At 40.6% G+C, this 21,085-nt stretch carries 23 protein-coding genes; 18 read left to right on the top strand and 5 right to left on the bottom strand.

Annotated features, from left to right (window positions below; all coding sequences use genetic code 11):
* Positions 1-19 precede the first annotated feature (19 nt).
* The 3 genes from AC1DOV_RS28485 to AC1DOV_RS28475 are packed head-to-tail and all read left to right on the top strand — an operon-like array spanning position 20 to position 1,627.
* Complete coding sequence (locus AC1DOV_RS28485) at positions 20-856, top strand: AraC family transcriptional regulator (RefSeq protein ID WP_477551634.1); 837 nt, start codon at positions 20-22, stop codon at positions 854-856.
* Entirely contained in the window at positions 853-1,392 is a 540-nt protein-coding gene (locus AC1DOV_RS28480) for a histidine phosphatase family protein (protein ID WP_477551633.1), read from the top strand. The genes AC1DOV_RS28485 and AC1DOV_RS28480 overlap by 4 nt, the downstream gene beginning before the upstream one ends.
* Positions 1,393-1,426: 34 nt before the next feature.
* Positions 1,427-1,627, top strand: a complete 201-nt coding sequence (locus AC1DOV_RS28475) for a DUF4177 domain-containing protein (protein ID WP_477551632.1) — start codon at positions 1,427-1,429, stop codon at positions 1,625-1,627.
* Positions 1,628-1,677: 50 nt separating this feature from the next.
* Here AC1DOV_RS28475 and msrA read toward each other — a convergent pair whose 3' ends face one another.
* Positions 1,678-2,193 carry a peptide-methionine (S)-S-oxide reductase MsrA gene (msrA, locus tag AC1DOV_RS28470; RefSeq protein WP_339209569.1) on the bottom strand — a complete coding sequence of 172 codons (516 nt, stop codon included), beginning with the start codon at positions 2,191-2,193 and terminating at the stop codon, positions 1,678-1,680.
* Positions 2,194-2,406: 213 nt separating this feature from the next.
* Between msrA and AC1DOV_RS28465 the strand changes: the two genes are divergently transcribed.
* Together AC1DOV_RS28465 and AC1DOV_RS28460 are read left to right on the top strand one after the other, a co-directional pair.
* Entirely contained in the window at positions 2,407-3,180 is a 774-nt protein-coding gene (locus tag AC1DOV_RS28465; protein WP_477551631.1) for an HAD-IIB family hydrolase, read from the top strand.
* 53 nt (positions 3,181-3,233) lie between these two features.
* Entirely contained in the window at positions 3,234-3,779 is a 546-nt protein-coding gene (locus AC1DOV_RS28460) for a GrpB family protein (RefSeq protein WP_477551630.1), read from the top strand.
* 81 nt (positions 3,780-3,860) lie between these two features.
* Here AC1DOV_RS28460 and AC1DOV_RS28455 read toward each other — a convergent pair whose 3' ends face one another.
* Entirely contained in the window at positions 3,861-5,063 is a 1,203-nt protein-coding gene (locus AC1DOV_RS28455; protein WP_477551629.1) for a serine hydrolase domain-containing protein, read from the bottom strand.
* A 386-nt stretch (positions 5,064-5,449) separates the two neighbouring features.
* Between AC1DOV_RS28455 and AC1DOV_RS28450 the strand changes: the two genes are divergently transcribed.
* The 5 genes from AC1DOV_RS28450 to AC1DOV_RS28430 all read left to right on the top strand — a co-directional run bounded on the left by AC1DOV_RS28450 (position 5,450) and on the right by AC1DOV_RS28430 (position 10,337).
* Positions 5,450-6,022, top strand: a complete 573-nt coding sequence (locus tag AC1DOV_RS28450) for a histidine phosphatase family protein (RefSeq protein ID WP_477551628.1) — start codon at positions 5,450-5,452, stop codon at positions 6,020-6,022.
* 226 nt (positions 6,023-6,248) lie between these two features.
* Positions 6,249-7,346, top strand: a complete 1,098-nt coding sequence (locus AC1DOV_RS28445; RefSeq protein ID WP_477551627.1) for a GerAB/ArcD/ProY family transporter — start codon at positions 6,249-6,251, stop codon at positions 7,344-7,346.
* On the top strand, positions 7,343-8,815 hold the full coding sequence (locus tag AC1DOV_RS28440; protein WP_477551626.1) for a spore germination protein: 1,473 nt from the start codon (positions 7,343-7,345) through the stop codon (positions 8,813-8,815). The genes AC1DOV_RS28445 and AC1DOV_RS28440 overlap by 4 nt, the downstream gene beginning before the upstream one ends.
* 2 nt (positions 8,816-8,817) lie before the next feature.
* Entirely contained in the window at positions 8,818-9,963 is a 1,146-nt protein-coding gene (locus AC1DOV_RS28435; protein WP_477512952.1) for a Ger(x)C family spore germination protein, read from the top strand.
* A 119-nt stretch (positions 9,964-10,082) separates the two neighbouring features.
* Positions 10,083-10,337 (top strand): hypothetical protein, encoded by a 255-nt coding sequence (locus tag AC1DOV_RS28430; RefSeq protein WP_441881998.1) that lies wholly within the window; start codon positions 10,083-10,085, stop codon positions 10,335-10,337.
* An 82-nt stretch (positions 10,338-10,419) separates the two neighbouring features.
* Here AC1DOV_RS28430 and AC1DOV_RS28425 read toward each other — a convergent pair whose 3' ends face one another.
* Complete coding sequence (locus AC1DOV_RS28425; RefSeq protein ID WP_430061836.1) at positions 10,420-11,337, bottom strand: aldo/keto reductase; 918 nt, start codon at positions 11,335-11,337, stop codon at positions 10,420-10,422.
* Between the two features lie 320 nt (positions 11,338-11,657).
* Here AC1DOV_RS28425 and csaA point away from each other — a divergent pair, with 320 nt between their 5' ends.
* Entirely contained in the window at positions 11,658-11,987 is a 330-nt protein-coding gene (gene csaA / locus AC1DOV_RS28420) for a chaperone CsaA (RefSeq protein ID WP_441882001.1), read from the top strand.
* A 49-nt stretch (positions 11,988-12,036) separates the two neighbouring features.
* Here csaA and AC1DOV_RS28415 read toward each other — a convergent pair whose 3' ends face one another.
* Both AC1DOV_RS28415 and AC1DOV_RS28410 read right to left on the bottom strand, forming a co-directional pair.
* Positions 12,037-12,834 (bottom strand): polysaccharide deacetylase family protein, encoded by a 798-nt coding sequence (locus AC1DOV_RS28415; RefSeq protein ID WP_477551625.1) that lies wholly within the window; start codon positions 12,832-12,834, stop codon positions 12,037-12,039.
* 369 nt (positions 12,835-13,203) lie between these two features.
* Entirely contained in the window at positions 13,204-13,452 is a 249-nt protein-coding gene (locus AC1DOV_RS28410; protein ID WP_076270138.1) for a hypothetical protein, read from the bottom strand.
* 366 nt (positions 13,453-13,818) lie between these two features.
* Here AC1DOV_RS28410 and AC1DOV_RS28405 point away from each other — a divergent pair, with 366 nt between their 5' ends.
* The 7 genes from AC1DOV_RS28405 to AC1DOV_RS28375 all read left to right on the top strand — a co-directional run bounded on the left by AC1DOV_RS28405 (position 13,819) and on the right by AC1DOV_RS28375 (position 21,073).
* A complete protein-coding gene (locus tag AC1DOV_RS28405) occupies positions 13,819-14,724 on the top strand; it encodes a cation diffusion facilitator family transporter (RefSeq protein ID WP_477551667.1) in 906 nt (301 codons plus the stop codon).
* Between the two features lie 548 nt (positions 14,725-15,272).
* The gene (locus tag AC1DOV_RS28400; protein WP_339208471.1) at positions 15,273-15,728 is read left to right on the top strand and encodes a GNAT family N-acetyltransferase; all 456 of its coding nucleotides are present in this window, start codon (positions 15,273-15,275) and stop codon (positions 15,726-15,728) included.
* 198 nt (positions 15,729-15,926) lie between these two features.
* Positions 15,927-16,625 (top strand): NAD-dependent epimerase/dehydratase family protein, encoded by a 699-nt coding sequence (locus AC1DOV_RS28395; protein WP_441882011.1) that lies wholly within the window; start codon positions 15,927-15,929, stop codon positions 16,623-16,625.
* Between the two features lie 215 nt (positions 16,626-16,840).
* Positions 16,841-18,511, top strand: a complete 1,671-nt coding sequence (locus AC1DOV_RS28390; protein ID WP_477512618.1) for a spore germination protein — start codon at positions 16,841-16,843, stop codon at positions 18,509-18,511.
* A gap of 2 nt (positions 18,512-18,513) precedes the next feature.
* The gene (locus AC1DOV_RS28385) at positions 18,514-19,602 is read left to right on the top strand and encodes a GerAB/ArcD/ProY family transporter (protein WP_441882206.1); all 1,089 of its coding nucleotides are present in this window, start codon (positions 18,514-18,516) and stop codon (positions 19,600-19,602) included.
* On the top strand, positions 19,599-20,891 hold the full coding sequence (locus AC1DOV_RS28380; protein ID WP_477551624.1) for a Ger(x)C family spore germination protein: 1,293 nt from the start codon (positions 19,599-19,601) through the stop codon (positions 20,889-20,891). The genes AC1DOV_RS28385 and AC1DOV_RS28380 overlap by 4 nt, the downstream gene beginning before the upstream one ends.
* Positions 20,888-21,073, top strand: a complete 186-nt coding sequence (locus tag AC1DOV_RS28375; protein WP_441882019.1) for a hypothetical protein — start codon at positions 20,888-20,890, stop codon at positions 21,071-21,073. Before AC1DOV_RS28380 ends, AC1DOV_RS28375 begins: the two co-directional genes overlap by 4 nt.
* Positions 21,074-21,085 lie beyond the last annotated feature (12 nt).

Raw genomic sequence — 21,085 nt, 5'->3', positions numbered from 1 at the left:
AGATGTGAGGAATATCAAAATGAAAGAAACTGTTTATAGCTTTTGGCATCTGCTAGATCCTAAACTTCCATTGAACATCGTAATGGCAGGAATTTCTTATTGCGACAAGAATTATATCATCGAGAGAAAAGGTGAAAATTTATTTTCATTCGAGTATATAATGGATGGAAGCGGTGTGCTCGAGATAGAATCCCAAACGCTGTATCCTCAGAAAAATGATGTATATCTCTTAACTAAAAATAGTTATCATAAGTATTATTCCAGCGAGGAAAATCCGTGGGTTAAAATATGGGTCGTTTTTAATGGGGATTTTGCTGAAAGTTTATTTAAGCATTACTTGCCAGAAGACACCTATATTGTGAAAGATTGCAACATTCTTTCTTATATGAATGAAATTATTAATATTGCGTCTGCCAATCAAAAAAACTACTCTGATATTACAGATGAGATTTCAGTTATTGTGTTAAAAATCATATTGCATTTAAAAAACCATTTGGAAAATAAAGTGCTCTCTATTCCTGAGCGTATTAAACAATGTTTGGATTTAAACATCGAGAATGCTATCGATATTAACGATGTTTCATTGCAGCTTGGTTATTCGAAAAATTACATTATTAAATTATTCCGAGAATGTTATGGTATAACGCCGTATACTTATTTTCGCAATCGCAAAATAGAGCTCGCCAAGCAATATTTGCTTAACACGAATCTAAACATCAACGAGATATCTACAAAGCTGAATTTTGCCGACCAGCATTATTTCTCTTCATCATTTAAAGCCATTGCAGGCATTACTCCTTCGGAATATAGAAAAAACAGAACTAATCAATTTATAGAGGCGGAGGGGTACTCTTGAACATCTACATAGTCAGACACTGCAAGGCAGAAGGGCAATTGCCAAGTGCTAAGCTTACTGAAGAAGGTTATCTGCAAGCTGAGCGAGTAGCTGAATTTCTGCATGGCAAACATATCGAGCATATCATTTCGAGTCCGTTCCTAAGGGCCATTCAATCTATTTCTCCATTAGCTGAAAAAATTCAGGTAAACTGTCATGTGGATGACCGTTTGTCAGAACGGGTTTTATGTGGCGAAAGCAATGTTAACTGGCTTGAAATGCTTCGTCATACTTTTACAGATCTGGAGATATGTTATGAAGGCGGCGAATCCAGTACTTCTGCGATGAATCGTGCCTTAGCGGTAATAACCGATGTGAGAAATAGCCAGTTTAGCAATGTGGCTATCGTTACCCATGGAAACTTGATGTCCTTGCTGCTTAAGCATTATGATACTAAATTCGGTTTTGAGGAATGGGCAGCCTTGTCTAATCCTGATGTCTATCATTTGCAGTTTGAAGGTGAATTGCCAATTATACAGCGAATTTGGAATGGCTGAGCTAGATTAATAATAGTACAAGGAGGCGATAGGTTTGTACGAATATATGTATGTTGAAACGTCATTGGGCGGGTTTTTCTCCGAGGCAAAACATCGGGAAACGATCGATGAATATGCAAAAGAAGGATGGAGATTAGTGCAGGTTTTACCGACACATTATAATGGTCACGGAAAACCAACGGCGTATGAAATTATTTTCGAACGTTTCATATCAAATAGGGACGCAAACACGTAAAAGTGTCGCGTCCCTATTTTTTTCTGTCATTCATAAAACAAAGTTATATTCTACTTCCAGTATTTCTCGATAATTGCATCACGGCCAGAATATACTCTTGATTCCTTATAGAACTTTGGATTTTTACGGTGATAGTTCTGGTGATACTCTTCCGCTGGATAGAATACTTCCGCTTCTTGAATCTCTATTACAATCGGCTTGTCAAAACGGCCGCTCTTTCCAAGCTCTTCCTTGGATAATTGAGCAAGCTGGCGCTGTTCTTCTGTGTGATAAAAGATGGCAGCACGGTATTGGCTCTTGCGGTCATTGCCTTGTCCTACAGCATCTGTAGGGTCAATTTGCGGCCAATAAAGCTCAAGCAATTTTTCATATGGGAAGATGTCCGAATCATAAGTGATTTGTACGACTTCCAAATGACCGGTTTCACCAGTCAATACTTGCTCATAAGTAGGGTTCTCTAGCGTTCCGCCCATATAGCCGGACAGAATGCCATGTATGCCGGGCTGTTCTTCAAAAGGACTTACCATACACCAGAAACAGCCCCCGGCAAACGTTGCTTTTTGTATCATTTGCTCTCCCCATTTCCTTAACTAATTAATAAAGCGTTCGTATGAACACTTATTATAAGCTTGATCATTTAATCAGTCTATTACTTTGGTGGCTTCATTAGAGACATTGTCTAGAAATTCCAAAGCTTTTGCAGTAAACTAATTGAATCTAATTATATCTATTTATAATCAAATAGTACATGACATTCATTTGGAAGTAGGGGATTACTTATGATTTTTGTTTTTGATTTAGATGGAACCATCTGCTTTAAAGGACAGCCTGTTTCAGAAAAGATTTTAAGTGGTTTGGAGGAATTAACTCAAGCAGGGCATGAAGTTATTTTTGCTTCCGCTCGTCCCATTCGAGATATGCTTCCTGTTCTTCATCAACGTTTTCACAACTTTTCTCTTATAGGAGGAAATGGTTCTCTTATTTCTAAGGATGGCAGCATGATCGCTATAGAAACTTTTAATGAAGATTTACGCCTTAACATGTTAAAGCATATTGAAGCGCATCAAGCGACATATTTGATTGATAGCCATTGGGATTATGCCTACACCGGTTCTTTAGATCATCCGATATTAAAAAATGTTGATGCCTCCAAGCTTGCTAAGCTTGTTGCAGTAGAGTCGCTGGAGACCATCGTAAAAATACTAATCCTTACCGCGAATGATATAGAAGTTTTGGAACAAAAGCTTGCAAGCCTAGAAGTTGTTATTCACAGGCATCGTAATGAAGGTGTCATTGATATTAGTCCAACTAATATTCATAAATGGAGTGCCCTGCAAAAATTAGGGGTGGAAGCCAAACAATTTATTGCATTTGGGAACGATGCCAACGACATTTCGATGTTTCAAAACGCGAAACATGCGGTTATGATTGGCCATCATGATGAGCTGGCTCCTTATGCATCGGAAGTGATTCCGCTCGCGGGCAATTGCGAAGAACAGATCGTAGAGAAACTGAAGGAGCTTGCTGGCAAGCATGTTCCAATGAATTCATAAATGCTTTTGAGTGATAAGATTTTATTAGAGAACAGCAACATAAGGAGCTCATTATGGAGGAACAATGGATAATTGCAAAACATGATCCAGAATGGAAAAATCGATTTAATGATATCGCTCTAAAAATAAGAAATGCTTTGGGAGATTTGGTCGTTCGTATTGACCATGTTGGCTCAACTTCGATTGTTGGTTTAGATGCGAAGCCCATTATTGATATTCAATTATCCGTTATTGATTTTGAAACGATCATAAATCATAAGAGTGAGATGGAGAAAATAGGCTTCGTATATCGAGAAGAAAACGCAGATAAAACGAAAAAGTATTTTCGAGAAATACCGGGCAGTCGAAGAACGCATATTCATGTACGGCAGTCAGGTAGTTTTTCAGAACAATTAACTTTATTGTTTAGAGATTATTTGCGTGCGCACCCTGAGGACTGTTTTAGATACGCTCGGGAGAAACATCGATTGTTTGAGCTTTATAAGGATGAACGCTCCAAGTATGTAGAAGGCAAAGGGCCAATCGTTTGGGATATCATTCAGAAAGCACATATTTGGTCGCAAGAAGCGGGTTGGAAACCATCGGCTTCAGATATGTGAAGGAGTAACTTCTTATTAAGAAGGGAGGAGCAGCATGCAAGCGCAGCTCCTCCTTTCCTACATGTATAGAATTTTATGTTCTTACATACCCGATTCTTTAACTAGGCGCTTGACCATTGCATGAAGATTCAGCGATTTTAAACTTAAGCTCAGCTCATGATTAAAAAAGAGGATCAAACCCGACTTGTTGTCTGGATTAAACATCGTTATCGTGAGCACTCCGGGATCAGAGCCGTTGTGTCCGATAACCTTGCCCTTGCTGACACCTTTCAAGTAAAGACTATCCAGCGCTGAATAGTTCCATCCGAGTGCCTGATTGCCATTATCCGACTGAGGTTTGAACATCTCATCAAATGTGGCATGCGATAGGATGGTTCCGTTCTCGGCCTTCCCGCCGTTCATGATGGCAAGATAGAACTTAGCAAATTCGGTAGTCGTTGTCTTCAGCGTACCGTCTGGATAAGTCGGGAACGAATAGGGCATCAGCGGTTTATGTTTTGCATCATATTGCACGGCAAGTACGTCATTGCTTAATAAATCTTTATGCAGCCATTTGGTATGCTTCATGCCCACCGGGTCAAAGATATGCTGCTGCGTATATTCCGGAAAAGGTGTTTTGGTAATCTCTTCGACTAAATAGCCGAGTAAACCATATCCGACATTGCTGTAGTTGAACGCCGAACCAGGTTTATCTTTCGTAAAGTTTTTTTCTTCGTCGTACCATTTTTCTCCCGGAACGAGAAATTCCTTCATGAACTGCGCGAGTGTAACCGTTGAGTCGCCACCACCGCTGTTCGAAGTGTAGAGGCTGTCGTACAGCTTCCAATTGTTATCAATTCCTGAAGTATGGTTTAACAGCATGCGGAATGTAATGGGAGTGTCTGGAAATTTAGGATGAACAATACTTATCGGCAAAAACGTATTTATGTCATCATCCAGCTGAATGGTTCCTTTCTCAACAAGCTGCATGACGGCCGTGGCAGTCACTGTTTTGGAAACGGAAGCAATCTGAAATACCGTGTCATTTGTGATCGGTATATCTTTTTCTTTATCGGCGTCTCCGTAATTAATAATGCGATCAATTTGATTGTCTTTGATTATTGCGATGGATATACCTGTCATGCCTGATTTCTTCATTTTGACCTGGACGAATTTCTCAAGATCCTTAGGGTTAGAGAAATCAACCTGAATGAAAGTAATCGTTGCGAAAGCAATTATAAGTGCTCCCAAAATAAGTCCAATGATTTTCCAAACCCGACCCTTCTTCCTTTTCTTCTCCATCATGACGCCACCTTCCGCCGTTTCTCAGGCCGACTATTTATAACATTTCTTAACTTTACCAGATATAGTAAAAAATAAATTCGCACCGCAGTCGAGTTTGTTGCCTCGACTTTAGACTAGTTCGTACTGGAGGTTTGAATGAATGAAATGATTATCTTGAAAGTAATCAACTAGAATCCCATGTAAGAAGAAAATAAAGTGTTAGACTGGAAAATAAAGTAGTAGACTAGAAAAATAGAGTATTAGACTGAGGATGGCCACTTAATTAACGGGCCGGATAGCTAAATGACTTCGCGAATGCTTTTTGAGACGGAATATTCACGAACTTTGAATATCACGTTATGTGAAATCACTGTAATATAATAAATCAACAATTCAAGGAGGATTATATGAACACCATCGTCTATATGGTTAGGCATGCTGAATCACCATACGATGAAGGAACTGAAAGAACAAGAGGACTCACCACAAAGGGCAAGAGCGATGTTGAAAAAGTTACAGAAATTCTTAAAGAAGAAGGAATAGATATTATTATATCTAGCCCATATAACCGAGCAATCTTGAGTGTTGAGGGATTGGCACAAAACTTGGGATTGGATATCGAAACATTTGAAGATCTCAGAGAAAGGCAGTTTGCTGAAGAAATTATTGAAAATTTAATGTCCGTTATTAGAGAGAAATTTTATGATTTTGATTATGCTTTACCGGGTGGGGAGTCTAATTCTGATTGCCAGAATAGATCGATATCAGTGATAAAAAACATATTAAAAGAACACTCTGGGAAAAAAATAGCGATTGGAACACATGGTCTTGTAATGACTTTGATGATCAATTATTTTGATTCAAGTTATGGTTTGGATTTTTTAAATCAATTAAAGAAACCAGATATTTATAAATTAAGTTTTGAAAATTTAGAACTAAAAGAGGTAATAAGACTATGGAATGAGGATTTTTTTATTTAGCTAACGGATACGTTAGCAAGAAAATATTTTTGATTACCTATCTTTACATATGAATGGCAGCCTATGACGTGTTTTTTCGTCCAAGGCTGCCATTTTTTATTAGGCTGATCCCAGACATGATTTGAATTGAATCTGTGCAACTTGCTTCTTTTGGAATATTAAATTGAAATTAGTACCAAAATAGAGTGAGGATTTACGGATTGTATAGATATGGATGTGATTTCATTTGAGCGGTTCGGGTAATAAAATCAGCTTTGTGCAAATATTTATGATGTTTTCATTAATGAATGGCCTTGCCAGCCACGTTATTGTAAATCCGATGATTTTGTCTGCGTCCAAACGTGATTCGTGGATTACTGTACTGATGACAGGTGTGTTTTTTCTTATTTGGATTTTGCTATTGGTCTGGATAATGAACCGATCAGGTCAGCAAGAGTGGAAAAAGTGGCTATCCCGCAGGAGTTCCCCTTTTGTTTCTTGGCTCCTTATCCTTCCCGTTTGTATTCAGATGTATCTCATTGGCGGTATGACCGTCATCCATACGGCTACATGGCATGTTACAAATTATTTGCCCTCTACTCCTAAGATGCTGCTCGTTGTCTCACTGGTATTATTTTGTACAGCCATGTCTATGTGGGGATTAAAGGTCATTGCGATCGTTGCAGGAGTGTTGCTTCCGCTTGTTGCGTTGTTAGGCATTTTTGTCGGTTCATTCAATTCTCCAATGAAAGATTTTTCGTTATTAAAGCCTGTACTTGAGCATGGATGGGGCCCGGTTTGGAATGGAATGGTTTATTCCGGCGCAGGTTTTGTGGAGTTGATGGCGCTTATCGTGCTGCAGCATCATTTGAAGACGAAAGTTCGAGCTTGGCAGCTGCTTTTATATGGCGTATTTTCCATCGTCATTTCACTGGGACCTATCGTTGGTGCGATTACAGAGTTTGGTCCCATAGAAGCATCCCATCAAATGACTTCGCCTTACGAGCAGTGGAGGCTCGTGAAAATTGGGCAATTTGTTGAGCATCTAGACTTTTTATCCATCTTTCAATGGCTGTCTGGCGCGATTGTTCGCATAAGCTTATCTGTGTATTTATTCGTTGAATTGCTTTCTCTTCGTCAAGCACGCAGTCGACACTGGGCAATAGCTATCATTATGGTGAGTTATATCCTTCTGTCACTGTTTCGAGTAAACGAATATACCTTTTATTTATGGATGGATCGTTATTACATGCCCATCTCGCTGGCGGTATTGTTGTCCTTTTCATTTTTATGGATGATTGCCGCCCTGTTCTTAGGATCTGCCTCAAAGGAGGGAAAAACATGAATGGACAAGCGCAGTCAAAGTCAGAGATCTGGAATGAGGAAAGCTTAAGGGCTCTCTTTGAGGGTTCATCAGATGTCAAAATCCAAGCTTGCCACTTTGGAGAACAAGAAAGCGTTGAAGTCGTGATTGCTTTTGCAGAAGGACTGAGCCATTCAGCCGACATTGGTAAGTTTATTTTACCAGAGCTTAATCGACTCTTTAAAGAACAGGGCTCATTCAAGGATCCAATTGTGCGGTTGTCGAATGTGTTGTCGATTACGGAATTTACAGAAGCGACCGAGGACGCGCTATCGGAGGCTATATTTCAAGGGGATCTGCTGCTCATATTCACAGAAGACAATAAAGTGGCTTTTGTAAGCATAGCAGATAAGCCAACAAGACAACCATACGAATCCAGTACAGAAATTTCGGTTAAGGGACCAAGGGATGGGTTCGTTGAAGATATTACTGTAAATATTGCCTTAATCCGTAAACGGCTTCGAAGCCCTTCTCTCCATGTAGATAATTTGACAATAGGACGAAGAACAAAGACGCGGATAGGGATTCTTTACTTTTATGACATCATTAATCCCAAGATATTGGAGGACTTACATGCGCGATTGGAAAAGATTGATATTGACGGTTTAATCAGCATTAGCCAGCTAGAGGAATTGTTGTCTGATTTCAAATTCAAGCTATTGCCGATTATGGATTTTACCGGAAGACCCGATTATGCCGTCCAAAGCTTGCTTTCGGGCCGTGTAGTACTCATTATCGATGGGCTGCCGATGGTGTTAATTGCGCCAGCGGGTCTATCACTTATTTTAAAATCTCCAGAGGATGCCCATTTCAACTATGCGTATGTTTCATTCTCAAGAATAATAAGAGGAATCAGCTTATTCCTGTCTATCTTTTTGCCAGCCATTTGGGTTGCGTTAGTGTCGTTTCATCAAGACCAAATTCCATTTCAAATGATGGCTACCATTTCCGTGACTAGGCTGGGGCTGCCGCTTTCTTCGCATATGGAAATGTTTTTGCTGCTCATGCTGCTAGAAATATTTAGGGAAGCGGGAGTAAGGCTTCCTAACGCAATCGGTCAGACACTGACGTCAATTGGGGGGTTGATCATTGGAGATGCAGCCATTCGAGCGGGTTTGGTTTCGCCGTCAGTTGTTGTAGTTGGTGCGATTACCGCCGTTTCGGGGGTAACTCTAGTGAATCAGACGTTAAGCACGCAGGTTAGTATTTTGAGGCTGTTCTTTTTTACACTATCCGCAATTCTCGGCATGTATGGCGTGATCTTAGGTATGGTACTGCTCATTGGTTACATGGGTACTATAAAATCATTTGGCGTAAGCTATTTGGCGCCTTTATCTCCGCTATCCGTCAGGGAGCTGCTTATTTCTTTCTTGAGATTGCCGTGGGATAAAATCAACAAACGACCTACCGCGCTGCAAACGAAAGATCCCGATAAGAAGAAGGAGGATTAGACATGTATATTTTCCGGGCAATAAGCGTGCTTCTGTGCAGTATTATGATTCTAAGCGGTTGCACGAGTATGCCGGAAATTCAAAATATGGCATATGCGACGGCTATTGGCGTCGACTTTAAGGACGGGAAATGGATTGCCTACACACAAATACTCAATTTCTCAAATATCTCGCATAGTGAACAAGTTAGTCTTGGTAAAGCTGTCCCCGTATGGGTAGGCAAAGGGGAAGGGAAAACCATGGCATTAGCATTAACTGACATTAGCAGAACATCCCAGCTGCAGGTGTTTTGGGGTCATGTTAAAGCTGTTGTTATGACAGAAGCGGTGCTCAAGAAGGGTGTCACTGATGTGTTTAGCGCGATTAATCGTTACAGGGAAGTAAGGTACAATATTCTGATCTATGGAACAAAGAGGAGCTTGCCAGAAATATTTATTCAGAAATCGATTTTGAATTTATCCCCACTGGAAACGATCATGTTTACGGCTAGTCAAATGCATTCAATCGTTTCCGTAATCCTTCCTGTTACTGTAAATCGCGTTATTGCGGATTTAAATGAACCTGGAGAGCCGGCAATGATTCCATCACTTGACCTTGATTCTAAAGATTGGTCGGAAGACGAACAACCAAAGCCGATGTTCAGCCTATCAGGTGGTTATTTTTTCAAGAAAAACAAGATGATAGGATGGATGTCAGGACGGGATCTGCTAGGGATTAGATGGGCGGAAGAGGGACTGAAACGTATACCGCTTCAAGTTAATGCCCACGGCTCACCGGCTGCCGTTATTGAATTTTCATCTCCTAGAATGAAAATTAGACCCGAAACGGAAAAGGGAGAAACTCGCTATAATCTTGAAGTTGAGGCAAAGGGCATTGTCATTGAGCTAATGCAAGACGTAACCATTAACCATTTGAAGGAATGTGCTGCTGATGCCATCCGCAAGGAAATCATGAACACCTATAGTAAAGCGTTAAAGTCCCAAATCGACCCGTTTCATCTCAGACAATCGCTTTATCAGTCATCACCCGCGGAGTTTCGGCGCTTGTCCAGCACCGATGATTTTTTCTTGAAAAATGATTCTATCAAGAACATTCAAGTAAATGTCAATCTAATGAATACGGGGAAATATAAGGGGACAAAAAATTAATTGAAGCAGTCATTTGGACTCTAAGCAAGTTTCCTCGCAACTCTTGTAACAAGAGCACAATCATGAAGCCTCTACTAATCATAGATTAAAAGGAGCATGATAGTGGGAGGTGAGCTTTAATGGAGGAAATGTATCGTTTCGGCAGAAATAATATGAACTGTAGAGTGCGTGTTCGGACTCGTGATGGCCGTTGCCACGAAGGCGTTATCGTAAATGTTGATAGAAATAATATATATTTACGGACATCGGACAAGGTAAGAACATCAGCATATTATGGTAATGGGTACGGTAATGGATATGGTTATGGTTATGGTTTTGGGGCAGGTCTACTGACTTTGTCATTGTTTACGCTTCTTGCTATAGCTTTGATTTAAATAAAGAAACCTCAAGTCCATAGCGGCTTGAGGTTTCCTTGTTTTATAGTAGCAAGACGGAATATCTCACCCTATGCTTCTGTTAAGGAAGAATGTTTCCGGCAGCACGATAAATGGCATACCATTCTTCGCGTGTCAAATGAACTTCGCTCGCATTGCAGCAATCGTTCAGGCGGTCAAGATTCATTGTACCGATAACCGGTTGCATATGCGCAGGGTGGCGCAAAAGCCATGCAATAGCAATTGTTGTATTGCTAACATTGTATTTTTCAGCAATTTCATCGATTTGTTTATTCAATTCCGGGAACTTATCGTTCCCAAGGAATACGCCTTCAAAAAATCCATATTGGAAGGGAGACCAAGGCTGAATCGTAATATCGTTCAGTCTGCAATAATCGAGGATACTGCCATCACGGTGCACAGCAGCATCATTTTCCATATTTACGTTAAATCCGCTCGAAATCATAGTCGCGTTCGTAATGCTTAGTTGCAACTGGTTAGCGACTAGAGGCTGCTTCACCGATTTCTTCAGAAGTTGAATTTGCATTGGTGTTTGATTGGATACGCCAAAATGGCGTACTTTACCAGAGCTTTCAAGGCGATCAAAAGCTTCAGCTACTTCTTCCGGCTCGACTAATGTATCTGGACGGTGCAAAAGCAGAATGTCCAAGTAATCCGTTCTCAGTCGCTTCAAAATTGCATCTACCGATTCTAAAATATGTTCTTTGGAGAAATCGAACATGCCAGGACGAATGCCGCATTTTGATTGTAAAATAATCTTCTCGCGAACTTCATCGTTCATATGAATAGCATCTGCGAATATTTCCTCACAAGTTCCACCGCCATAAATATCAGCATGGTCAAAGAAATTCGCACCTTTATCTAGCGCCGTCTGAACAAAACGTTCGGCACCGGTCTTGTCCAGCGAATTAATACGCATGCAACCGACTGCAATCACCGGCACCTCTAGTGTACTGCTTCCAAGCTTCATCGTCCTCATGATTTAAGTCCTCCTTCGAGATTGGTTAGCTTTGTTTAATGGATTCATCGCAAATAGAAGAGTGTTCTATTTGTTGCTGCACAAACTATGTAAACGCCTTCCTAAAACAATTGTGCCTTATGATTGTCTCACAAAAGGCCGCCGTATTTCAATGTTTACAAAAAGGATAAAATGATATATGTGTCCGCTGGTCGTGAGCACGGCATCTCTATCCATGCAGTCTGGTATTTACATACAAACGTGAATTCGGTATTCTGGAAAAATAGTTTCAACTTGGAAGGTATTTAATCACGACTTTTTATTAATTGGGGGCAGCAAATATGGTGACAATTGAGGATTTCATGAAATTAGATATTCGTATTGGTACGGTTATTCATGCAGAACCTTTTCCAGAAGCTCGAAAACCTGCAATAAAATTAGAAATCGACTTTGGGGATTTTGGTGTCAAGCATTCATCGGCACAGATCACAGAACGGTATGAACCAGAACAGCTTATTGGCCGTCAAGTTGCCGCAGTAATGAATTTTCCTGTTAGACGTATTGCGGGCTTTAAATCCGAGGTGCTTGTCATTGGTGGAGTCCCATCGGAGGGTGATGTAGTTCTTTTAAAGCCTGATCAACCCGTTCCGAATGGGACGCCAATTGCGTGAGGAAGTTCATCAAAAAAAGAACAGGTTGCCGATATAATCGGCAACCTATTTAGCTTTCCACGTTCACACGTCGACAGCGATCGTAGCAATTAAAGTTATAGGGCTCCATGTCAGCTTCGATTTTTTTTGGTACATAACCATCGTTTGTTAAGCTGGTAAGAAGTTTAGTTAAATGCTTTGCTGTTTCTGGTAGGTCATGCATGAGCACGATAGGGGTCACATCATATTTCTCTAATTTTTGTATCTGAGAAATTGTCGTTTTAATATAATCTTTGCTTGAAATAGACCAGTCGCTGCTGTCCACGTTCCAATCCCACAATTTATACCCGTTGTCACTTAAAACCTTCCTGAATGAATCCGTTAAATAAGGTACACTGCCGTAAGGCGTACGAATTAGAACCGATGAGATGCCTGTAATTTTCTCAAGTGTTTTTTGAGCTTGATTCATTTCATCCAGCGCAGATTGTTCCGAACGGTAAAATCGATTTTTATTGTGTGTGACACCATGCAAAGCTACGGCATGTCCTTCTTCTACAATTCGTTTAACGATTTCTGGAGATTGTCGCATTTTTGGTTCCAACATAAAAAATGTCGCTTTCACGTGAAATAGCTTTAACGTGTCCAATATTTCATTGGTAGCTGAAGAGGGGCCATCATCAAAGGTTAAATATATCGTTTTATTATTTTTGTCATCATCGATTTCGGAAGGCTGCTTTACAGTAATTAAATTTGTTTCTAGTTGTTCATCTGTGTCATTTACAGTTGCTTGGATAGGATTTGGACTGCTGCTGCATGCTGATATTTGAGTAACAATGATTAAAATAATACAAAGGGCAAGTTTTCGCATGATCTAATTCCTCGTTTTGTGTAAGATGTTTTGATTACGATGGTTCTTTTGTCCTTTCTTTTTGTACTGTGGCATATAACTTTGGGATGTCTGTTTAGTCAGTATAAAAAATAAAAGTGTCAGCACTATGGCTAACTTGTTTCTATGTTGTAAAATCTCGCAAAAATCGACATCAGCTACTGATTATTGATTTGTTAATTGGTAACACTATGTAAGAAGAATGATGGACAGACTTTGGCCATCAGTGATGAAGCAGATGAATTTTTTAAGGGGACAGCGGCACTCTGAGACTATTTAATATAAGTCTCATCATCCGTTGTCCCCTTTATTGATTGACCTGCTTTGATAACCAAATGGCTGTTATTAAATCTATTTACGTTTCTTTTTTAGAAATTTTCTAGTTAAATTAACTGATATTGATCTTAAATCAGAGGAATCGGTTGAATTCTGACCAGAATCGCTATTATCGCTGCCGCTGTCACTATCGCTGCTGCTAGAATCACTGCTGCTTCCTTTTCCGGCTATATTGGTTATATTGATGTTTATTCTGCCAACATTCCCAAAAATAATCGTGCCTTCGTTTCTTTCAATGATGACACGTCCCAATTCGCATCCCATAATAGCTCAGCATCCCTTTCTTTCATCACTATTTAAAGCAGCTTGACTGTAGAGGGTTCTTACTGACTATTCTATGAATGAACGAGTAGATAGGTATTGGCTATTTGTAGAGTTACAGGAGCCTTTTTTTAGTCTAAAATCTGTTTTTATTATGCGATGTGGTATAAAAGCTCTCATTCTATTGGATTTTTCTGGTTTTGCGCATGAGCAACAAAATTAGTTTATTCAAACTCTATTGGTGTCTGGGAAGATTTCTTACACGGGGCAAGACTGTTTCTCTAGACCCACATGAATTTCGTTTTGTATAATGACACGGTACCTTTAAGGCTATAGAAGATAGGAAGTGCTCAAGGATTGACTACTCAAATGGATGCAACAAACAAGCAATCAACTTTCGCGATTTGGAACAGCTTAATTAGCAACATTGTATTGACCGTCATGAAACTTACTGTTGGTTTGCTGTTTGGCAGCCAAGTGCTTATTGCAGATGGCGTTCATAACGCAGGAGATGTATTTGCAACTGCAGCAGCATTAGTCTCAATGATGATATCAAAGCGACCGCCGGATGAGGATCATCCGTATGGACACGGAAAAGCTGAGGTTATCGGAGCAGGGATTGTAGCGGTTGTACTTGTCCTTGCTGCGCTCTATATGGGCTATCACTCCGTAATGGCAATGATGGAACCGCCACATAAAGCAACACTGCTTGTCCTCATTGCAGCAGCCATTTCACTCGTATGGAAACAGTGGCTTTATGTTTACACTATGCGAATTGGCAAAAACACGAATAGCAGCGGCTTAATCGCCACTGCATATGACCATTTAGCGGATGTATACGCATCACTGGCAGCAGTTATTGGTATTGCTCTAGCCATGTTAGGTGAACATTACAATATTCATTTTCTAAAATATGGAGATCCCTTCGCAGGAATCATTGTTGCTTATTTTGTCCTAAAGCTGGCTATTCAAATGGGAAAAACCTCTGTTGACGTATTAATGGAGAAAAATATTGATGAAGTGAGCATGGAACAAATTTCAGAGCTCGTTAAGTCGATACCTGAAGTAAAGCGAATTGACCGAATACGGGGTAGAGAGCACGGACATTACATTATTGTAGATGTAAGAGTAGGCATTCCGGCTGAATTAAGCGTACAAGAAGGCCATGACATTAGCAGAGAAATCAAACGAGTGATTCAAGCGCAAAATCCGATGGTGGAAGAGGTTCTTGTTCATTTAAATCCATGGTATATGGAAAACACTCAGAAAGAGTAAAGGTAGTTAAGCCGATACGAATGCAGAAAAACGGGTGCTGTGGCATCCGTTTTTTTGTATGTTTTTCAACAGGTTAAGGATGATAGAAGAATGAATGGTTCCACTCAGCTGTATACCTAAACGCAACAAAGGCTCGCGATTAGTCGTCTATCTTGTAATTGGAATATTTAGCATTCGGAGGGTATTGATGATGAAACAATTAAAAAGCAAAGCTATAGTGATCGTTAAATTAATTGCTTGTTGCATTCCCTTACTTTTATGTTGGGGGTTGTATATCATCCTAAGTTCTCCTACGATGCAATGAATGACTCGAGATCTGTCATGATAAATAAATGATATTTTTGAGTTCAGTAAACTTCAGTTATAGGCATTCTTTATCACCCAAGCTGCGAATAAGTCGTTTATGATGTGTATTGTAGCTATCTTTATAAAAGGAGTGATGCGTTATGAGAAATGACCAGTTTCAAATGATCGATTTGTTCGAGAGGTCTATCACTTAGGGAAATCCGATAGATGGTTTTTCCTGAAATACAGGGAGGAATCCAGGAATGATTACATTAAAGGCATTAGACATTAGTAATTGGGAACAATGTGCACAGCTTAAACCAAAACCAGAGCAAGAAAAATATATCGCACCTAATATTTATTCGATTGCTGAAGTGCAATTTTTAAAAGGATTTGTAACGAGGGCGATTTACAATGATGAGGTAATGATTGGTTTTACAATGTTTGGGCTTGACCCAGACGATGGGAACTACTGGATTTATCGGTTTATGATTGATGGAGCATTTCAAGGACAAGGTCATGCTTCTAAAGCAATGCTGCTGGTTATTGATGAAATAAAAAATGCAAGTGACCGAACGGATGTTATTGTCCTTGGATATAAACCGGAAAATGAGCGAGCAAGGAAGCTTTACTCAAAAGCTGGTTTTAAAGAAGAAGGTTATGCTCCTTGGGGAGAAGTACTTGCGAAGTATAGCTTCAAGCAAGCTGTTCACAAATAACGAGAATAAAATTTCGCACAGCAAAGGCTGCCGTCCTAAACGAGACGGCAGCCTTTGCTGAGTTCATATGAAAGAATGTTTAAGAATTATGATACCTAAATCATAATATCGATATGATTATTGAGGATGGATCGTTTAATATAAGCATAGGAGTGTCGAAGCTGTAACCAGCTCTGATTTTCAAGAGGAGGAATTGTGATGTCCATGCCGACTAGCGATACATTGGCGAGAAAGAAAGTTAGAGCCATTATTACTGGTTCTACTGGAATGGTGGGAGAGGGGGTGCTCCATGAATGCCTTAATCACTCTGAAGTGGAGCAGGTATTAGTCATAAATCGCAAGCCATGTGGCGTAACCCATCCAAAACTAAAAGAAATTATATTACCGGACCTCTTTGATTTATCTAGTATTGAATCCAGGTTAAGCGGCTACAATGCCTGTTTCTTTTGTCTAGGCGTATCGTCTGTAGGTATGAAAGAGGCTGAATACAGCAGAATTACATATGATTTAACCTTATATATAGCTAATCTGCTCTCCGAATTAAACAAGGATATGACCTTTTGTTATGTAACCGCGGGAGGAACAGACAACACGGAACAGGGCAAAAGCATGTGGGCACGGGTGAAAGGGAAAACGGAAAATGATCTTTTGAAACTGCCCTTCAAAGGAGCTTATATGTTTCGACCAGGCTACATACATCCGACAAAGGGATTAAAAAACGTCCATCGCTTTTATGGGTTGTTAACTTGGCTGTACCCTGTTTTGCGGCCTATTTTTCCGAAGCATGTCATTACGTTAAGAGAACTGGGCATAGCGATGATTCATATCGTTAACGAGGGTTATGAGACTTCCATATTAGAGAGTAAAGATATGGCGAAGGCGGCTAAATTGAAATAATGCTTTATGGATGTATAAACGAGAACGAAGCTGAATACATATTGGAAAACTTCCCTTCTGGCAGCATAGAGGGAAGTTTTTTTTTGAGCTTCTATCCTAAGAGGACCTTAGGTCAGAGCAGAATAACAATATCTGTAATTGTACATACTACGCTCATCTTAGACTGGGAAACTTAGGGGAACCATCTAAAGTCTTCCGTAAGGGAGTGGAATGAAATGAAAGCCAAAGGGAAATTAGGGAAATATTTTAGAGCTGATTTGTCTTTTGTCCAAAATGACTTTTCACTTGGAAACTGGGGTGGAGAAGCGGATCAAAATCTTGAGACCACGGAAGGCGCCACAATGCCTCAGATAAGTGATTACACTCAAGATTATGGACGTCTATCCCGAAGCCTCGCTGAAAATCTAGAATGGTTTAAGGCTCATTTCACCTATCCTCGCAATCGTGGTCTAATCGTTCGTGAAGTGACAGTAGGACAACATGGGCAAAAGGGTGCAGTTCTTTTCATGGATGGACAAGTAGATTGGAAGCATCTGGATCGTTGTGTCATGGTACCTATAATGAATATAGAGATGAAGCATGTTGAAGATCTGGATATAGATGTTCTGATGGCTGATACATTTAAAGATGGAAAAGTCACCTCAAAAGTGGATCTAGGAAGAATTACAGATAGTATATTGGCAGGCTCCGCTGCCATTTTATTTGATGACGTAGCTGAAGCGATACTCGTTGTGGTAAAAGGATGGGAAAAGAGAGCCATCGATACCCCGAGAACGGAGGTTGTCGTACGCGGTGCAAATGAAGGGTTTACGGAGGAACTAGAAACAAATTTATCGATGATTAGACGAAGACTGCGGACGCCAGACCTCATCGTGGAGACTGGTTTTGTAGGCACGCTCTCGCGGACAGAAATAGCGATTGTTTATATTAAAACGATTGCAAACGAAGAGCTTGTAGCCGAGGTTAGAAAACGTATTGCAAGCATTCGATATGATTACATCGGCGATAGCGGCACGATTGAACAATTAATTGAGGAGCATTCGAATTCGATTTACCCCAATATACTCAGCACCGAACGACCAGACTGGACCGCAGCACATCTTGCCAATGGTTATGTAAGTATTATGGTGAACAATTCACCATTCTCTCTTATCGTCCCAGCTCATTTTCCACTTTTCCTGCAAACGGTAGAGGATACTTATCTTCGTTGGCCATACAGCAGCTTTATCCGTACGATTCGCGTAATCGGTTTTTTTGTTGCACTCTATTTGCCAAGTATTTATGTGGCAGTCGCTAATTTCCATCAAGAAATGATACCGACGACACTTATGCTTGCTATTGCCGGTTCACGCGAGGTTGTCCCGATTCCGCTAGCTGCAGAAATATTTATGCTGGAATTGATGTTCGAAATCATTCGTGAAGCGGGCGTCCGGATTCCGAGCGTTATCGGTCCGACGATTGGTATCGTTGGGGCATTGATACTGGGGCAAGCCGCCGTACAAGCCAATATTGTAAGCCCGATCGTTGTCATTATTACGGCAACAACAGCGCTAGCTTCTTATACGATTCCGAACTATAACATGCAGTTCGCCACACGTATGCTTCGTTTCATTTATTTGCTTGCAGCGTCTTATCTCGGCTTGGTTGGCGTTGTTTTACTGTCATTATTGCTTTGGACTAAGCGAGCAGCGGAAAATTCGTTCGGCGTTCCTGTACTAGCTCCTTTTACACCTCATAGACCTAGCAGCGATTCATTTTTGAGAAAAGCAATCGATAAGCAAATTTATCGTCCGTTTTCGATCCGTCCCAAAGATGCGAATAAAATTCCGAGCAGTAAAGCGGCAGAAAGCGATGAGACGAACAAACAAGGGGATGCGCAGAAGTGAGAATGCATCACATTGGATTAAGAGAGGCTACTGCAATCGGCATTATTTTTATCATCACAAAAATATTTTTGCCTTTCCAAAGGTCTTTGGCAGAAGAAGGGGGCACCGCAGCTTGGATTATTATTATTATTGCGATGCTGTTCTGTCCGCTTACTTGGTGGGCAATTAGAGGGGTGATAAACAATGGTCCAGAAAATAGTACATTAATTACGGCTACGGAAGACATATTAGGCCCGATTTTGGGAAGTGCAGTTAATCTGATGTACTGCACTTTTTTCTATATGATTACATTCATCGTGCTTCGTGAATTTTCAGAAATCATATCCTCTGAAATTTTGCCTAGAACACCTCTTATGGCTATTCTACTTGCGCTTTTATTACCTATTGCCTTTATCGCACATACAGGAATCGAAGCCATTGGCCGAATCAGCTCCATAACTGTATTCCTCATTGTAGGAAGCGTTTATCTATTGCTAATCGGTGGTTTAATGACACATATGGAGCCCAAAGCTTTATCACCCTTATGGGGTACTGGTCGTTCTCATGTGCTTTTTTTGGGTGTTATTAAGAGCTCTTTATTTTCCGAGCTGCTTGTACTCGGATTTCTTCTGCCAAGAATGCGACATCAGAAGGACTGGGGAAAAGTGGCTTGGTGGTGTATCATCGTTTCGTCTGTCCTGCTGCTCAGCACAACGATATGTTATTTATTTATCTTTCCCTATCCAACAGCTTCGAGAATTAACGTGCCATTAATGGAAATTAGCAAGCTGATTGTATATGGACGATGGCTGCAGCGCTTGGAAAGTTTGTTTCTCATCGTTTGGTTAATTAGCACAGTCGTTAAATTAGCGGTGGGCTTATATTGTACAGCTTCAGCGTTGTCTCAAATTTTTCACTTGCCAAGACATCGGCCGCTCGTTTTTCCGCTGACGATAACGATATTCAGCTTTGCCATGCTGCCAGACAGCGAGATGACGGCCATCGCTTGGGATCGGGACATTCTTAGAACCTATGGTTCAATCATTTCGATTGGTTTGCCTATGCTGACATGGCTGGTAGGCATCATCCGTAAAGGGAGGAGACCAGCGTGAGACGCTCATTTCGGATTGTAAACACCATAGTGGTTACAGTAACGAGCCTGATTTTTTTATCGGGCTGTTGGGATCGGCTGGACCCGGAAAATATGGCTTTTGTGATCGCAATCGGTGTGGATGAAGGCCCACAAAATGATTTCTTATTTAGTTTTGCTATTGCGGTACCAAAGCTCAGTGATATGGGTCAAAGCTCAGGCGGAGGGGGAAATAAAGTTGTCATTGTACATACCATTGAAGGCTCCAATATGGCTTCTGCACTCGCTCTTAGCCAAAGCTTTATTGCTCGCAGATTAACGCTTATTCACTCTAAAGCGCTCATTATAGGCGAAGGGCTGGCCAGAAAGGGCGTCATGCCTCTATTAAGCGAAGCGGTTCGTAATCGGGAATTTCGGCGTACCGTTAATATGATTACGGTAAAAGGGAAAGCAAAGGACTACCTGCAATTTGTTCAACCAACGACTGAACAGGACGTTAGCTTCTGGTTTGAACTTGAATTAGATCCCAAAAATCAAGGCGGCACCATACCGAAGCAAGCGCGTTTTCATGAATTTATTATGGATGTCGAAAGCAAAGGCACAGGTGCTATTTCTATATTATCAGCTCCTAGGCCTGATGTTAAAAAAGGCAAAGCAAACATTTCTTCTGATGAGAAAGATCTGAATCCAGATGCCAAACAGCCTATTGTGAGTGATCAATATGCAGGGAAAATAAAACGTACAGGTGATGTTCCTGTAGAATTTTTTGGCAGCGCCATATACAAAAGCAGCTCTTTGGTTGGTTATTTGAATGGATCAGAGACACGAATACTAAATATGCTTCGCGGGGAATTGGAGGAAACGACTTGGGATTTCCATGACCCTTCTGATAAGAAGCTCAATTTAAGCATGACAATGAATGCCGATAGACAAGCAAAACTGAAAATAAAAAGAAAAGGTGATCAAGTTACCGCAATCTTCGATGTTAAATTGGAAGGAGAACTGATCAGCGTGCAAACCAAAGTGAATTATACCCAGCCGAATAATCGCGAAAAACTGGAGAAGTCCATTCAAAAACAATTGCATGAGGACGCCCTTAAATTGTTGAACAAGACCATTCATCAATGGAATGTCGATTGTTATCGGATCAACAATCGAGTGGTATCCACTTTTTCATCGGTGCAAGAGTGGGATGCTTTTAATTGGAGCAGTCATTTGAAGGAAATGAAGTATGAAGTTAACATTTCCTTTGTCATGCGGCGATATGGTGGTCAAGTAGGGCCTGCGATTGAAGGTGATCAGGTTTCATGAGCAAGCATGTTGTGTTGTTTACTATTTTAGGTTTATTCTCGATCTGGGGCTGCGTATATGTGGGAAGCCTTGCTCCTTCGCTTTGGAAGCAGAAAAATTTTAGAGGAGCGATTGGTGTAAGTATATTAGCGGGCATCACGTTAGTAGTTCCTGTTTTAGTCAGAATAATCGGAGAGGAATAAAAAAATAAGGCC

The organism is Paenibacillus sp. 01T47, from assembly GCF_056398245.1.
This window is presented reverse-complemented; position numbering and strand designations above follow the sequence as displayed.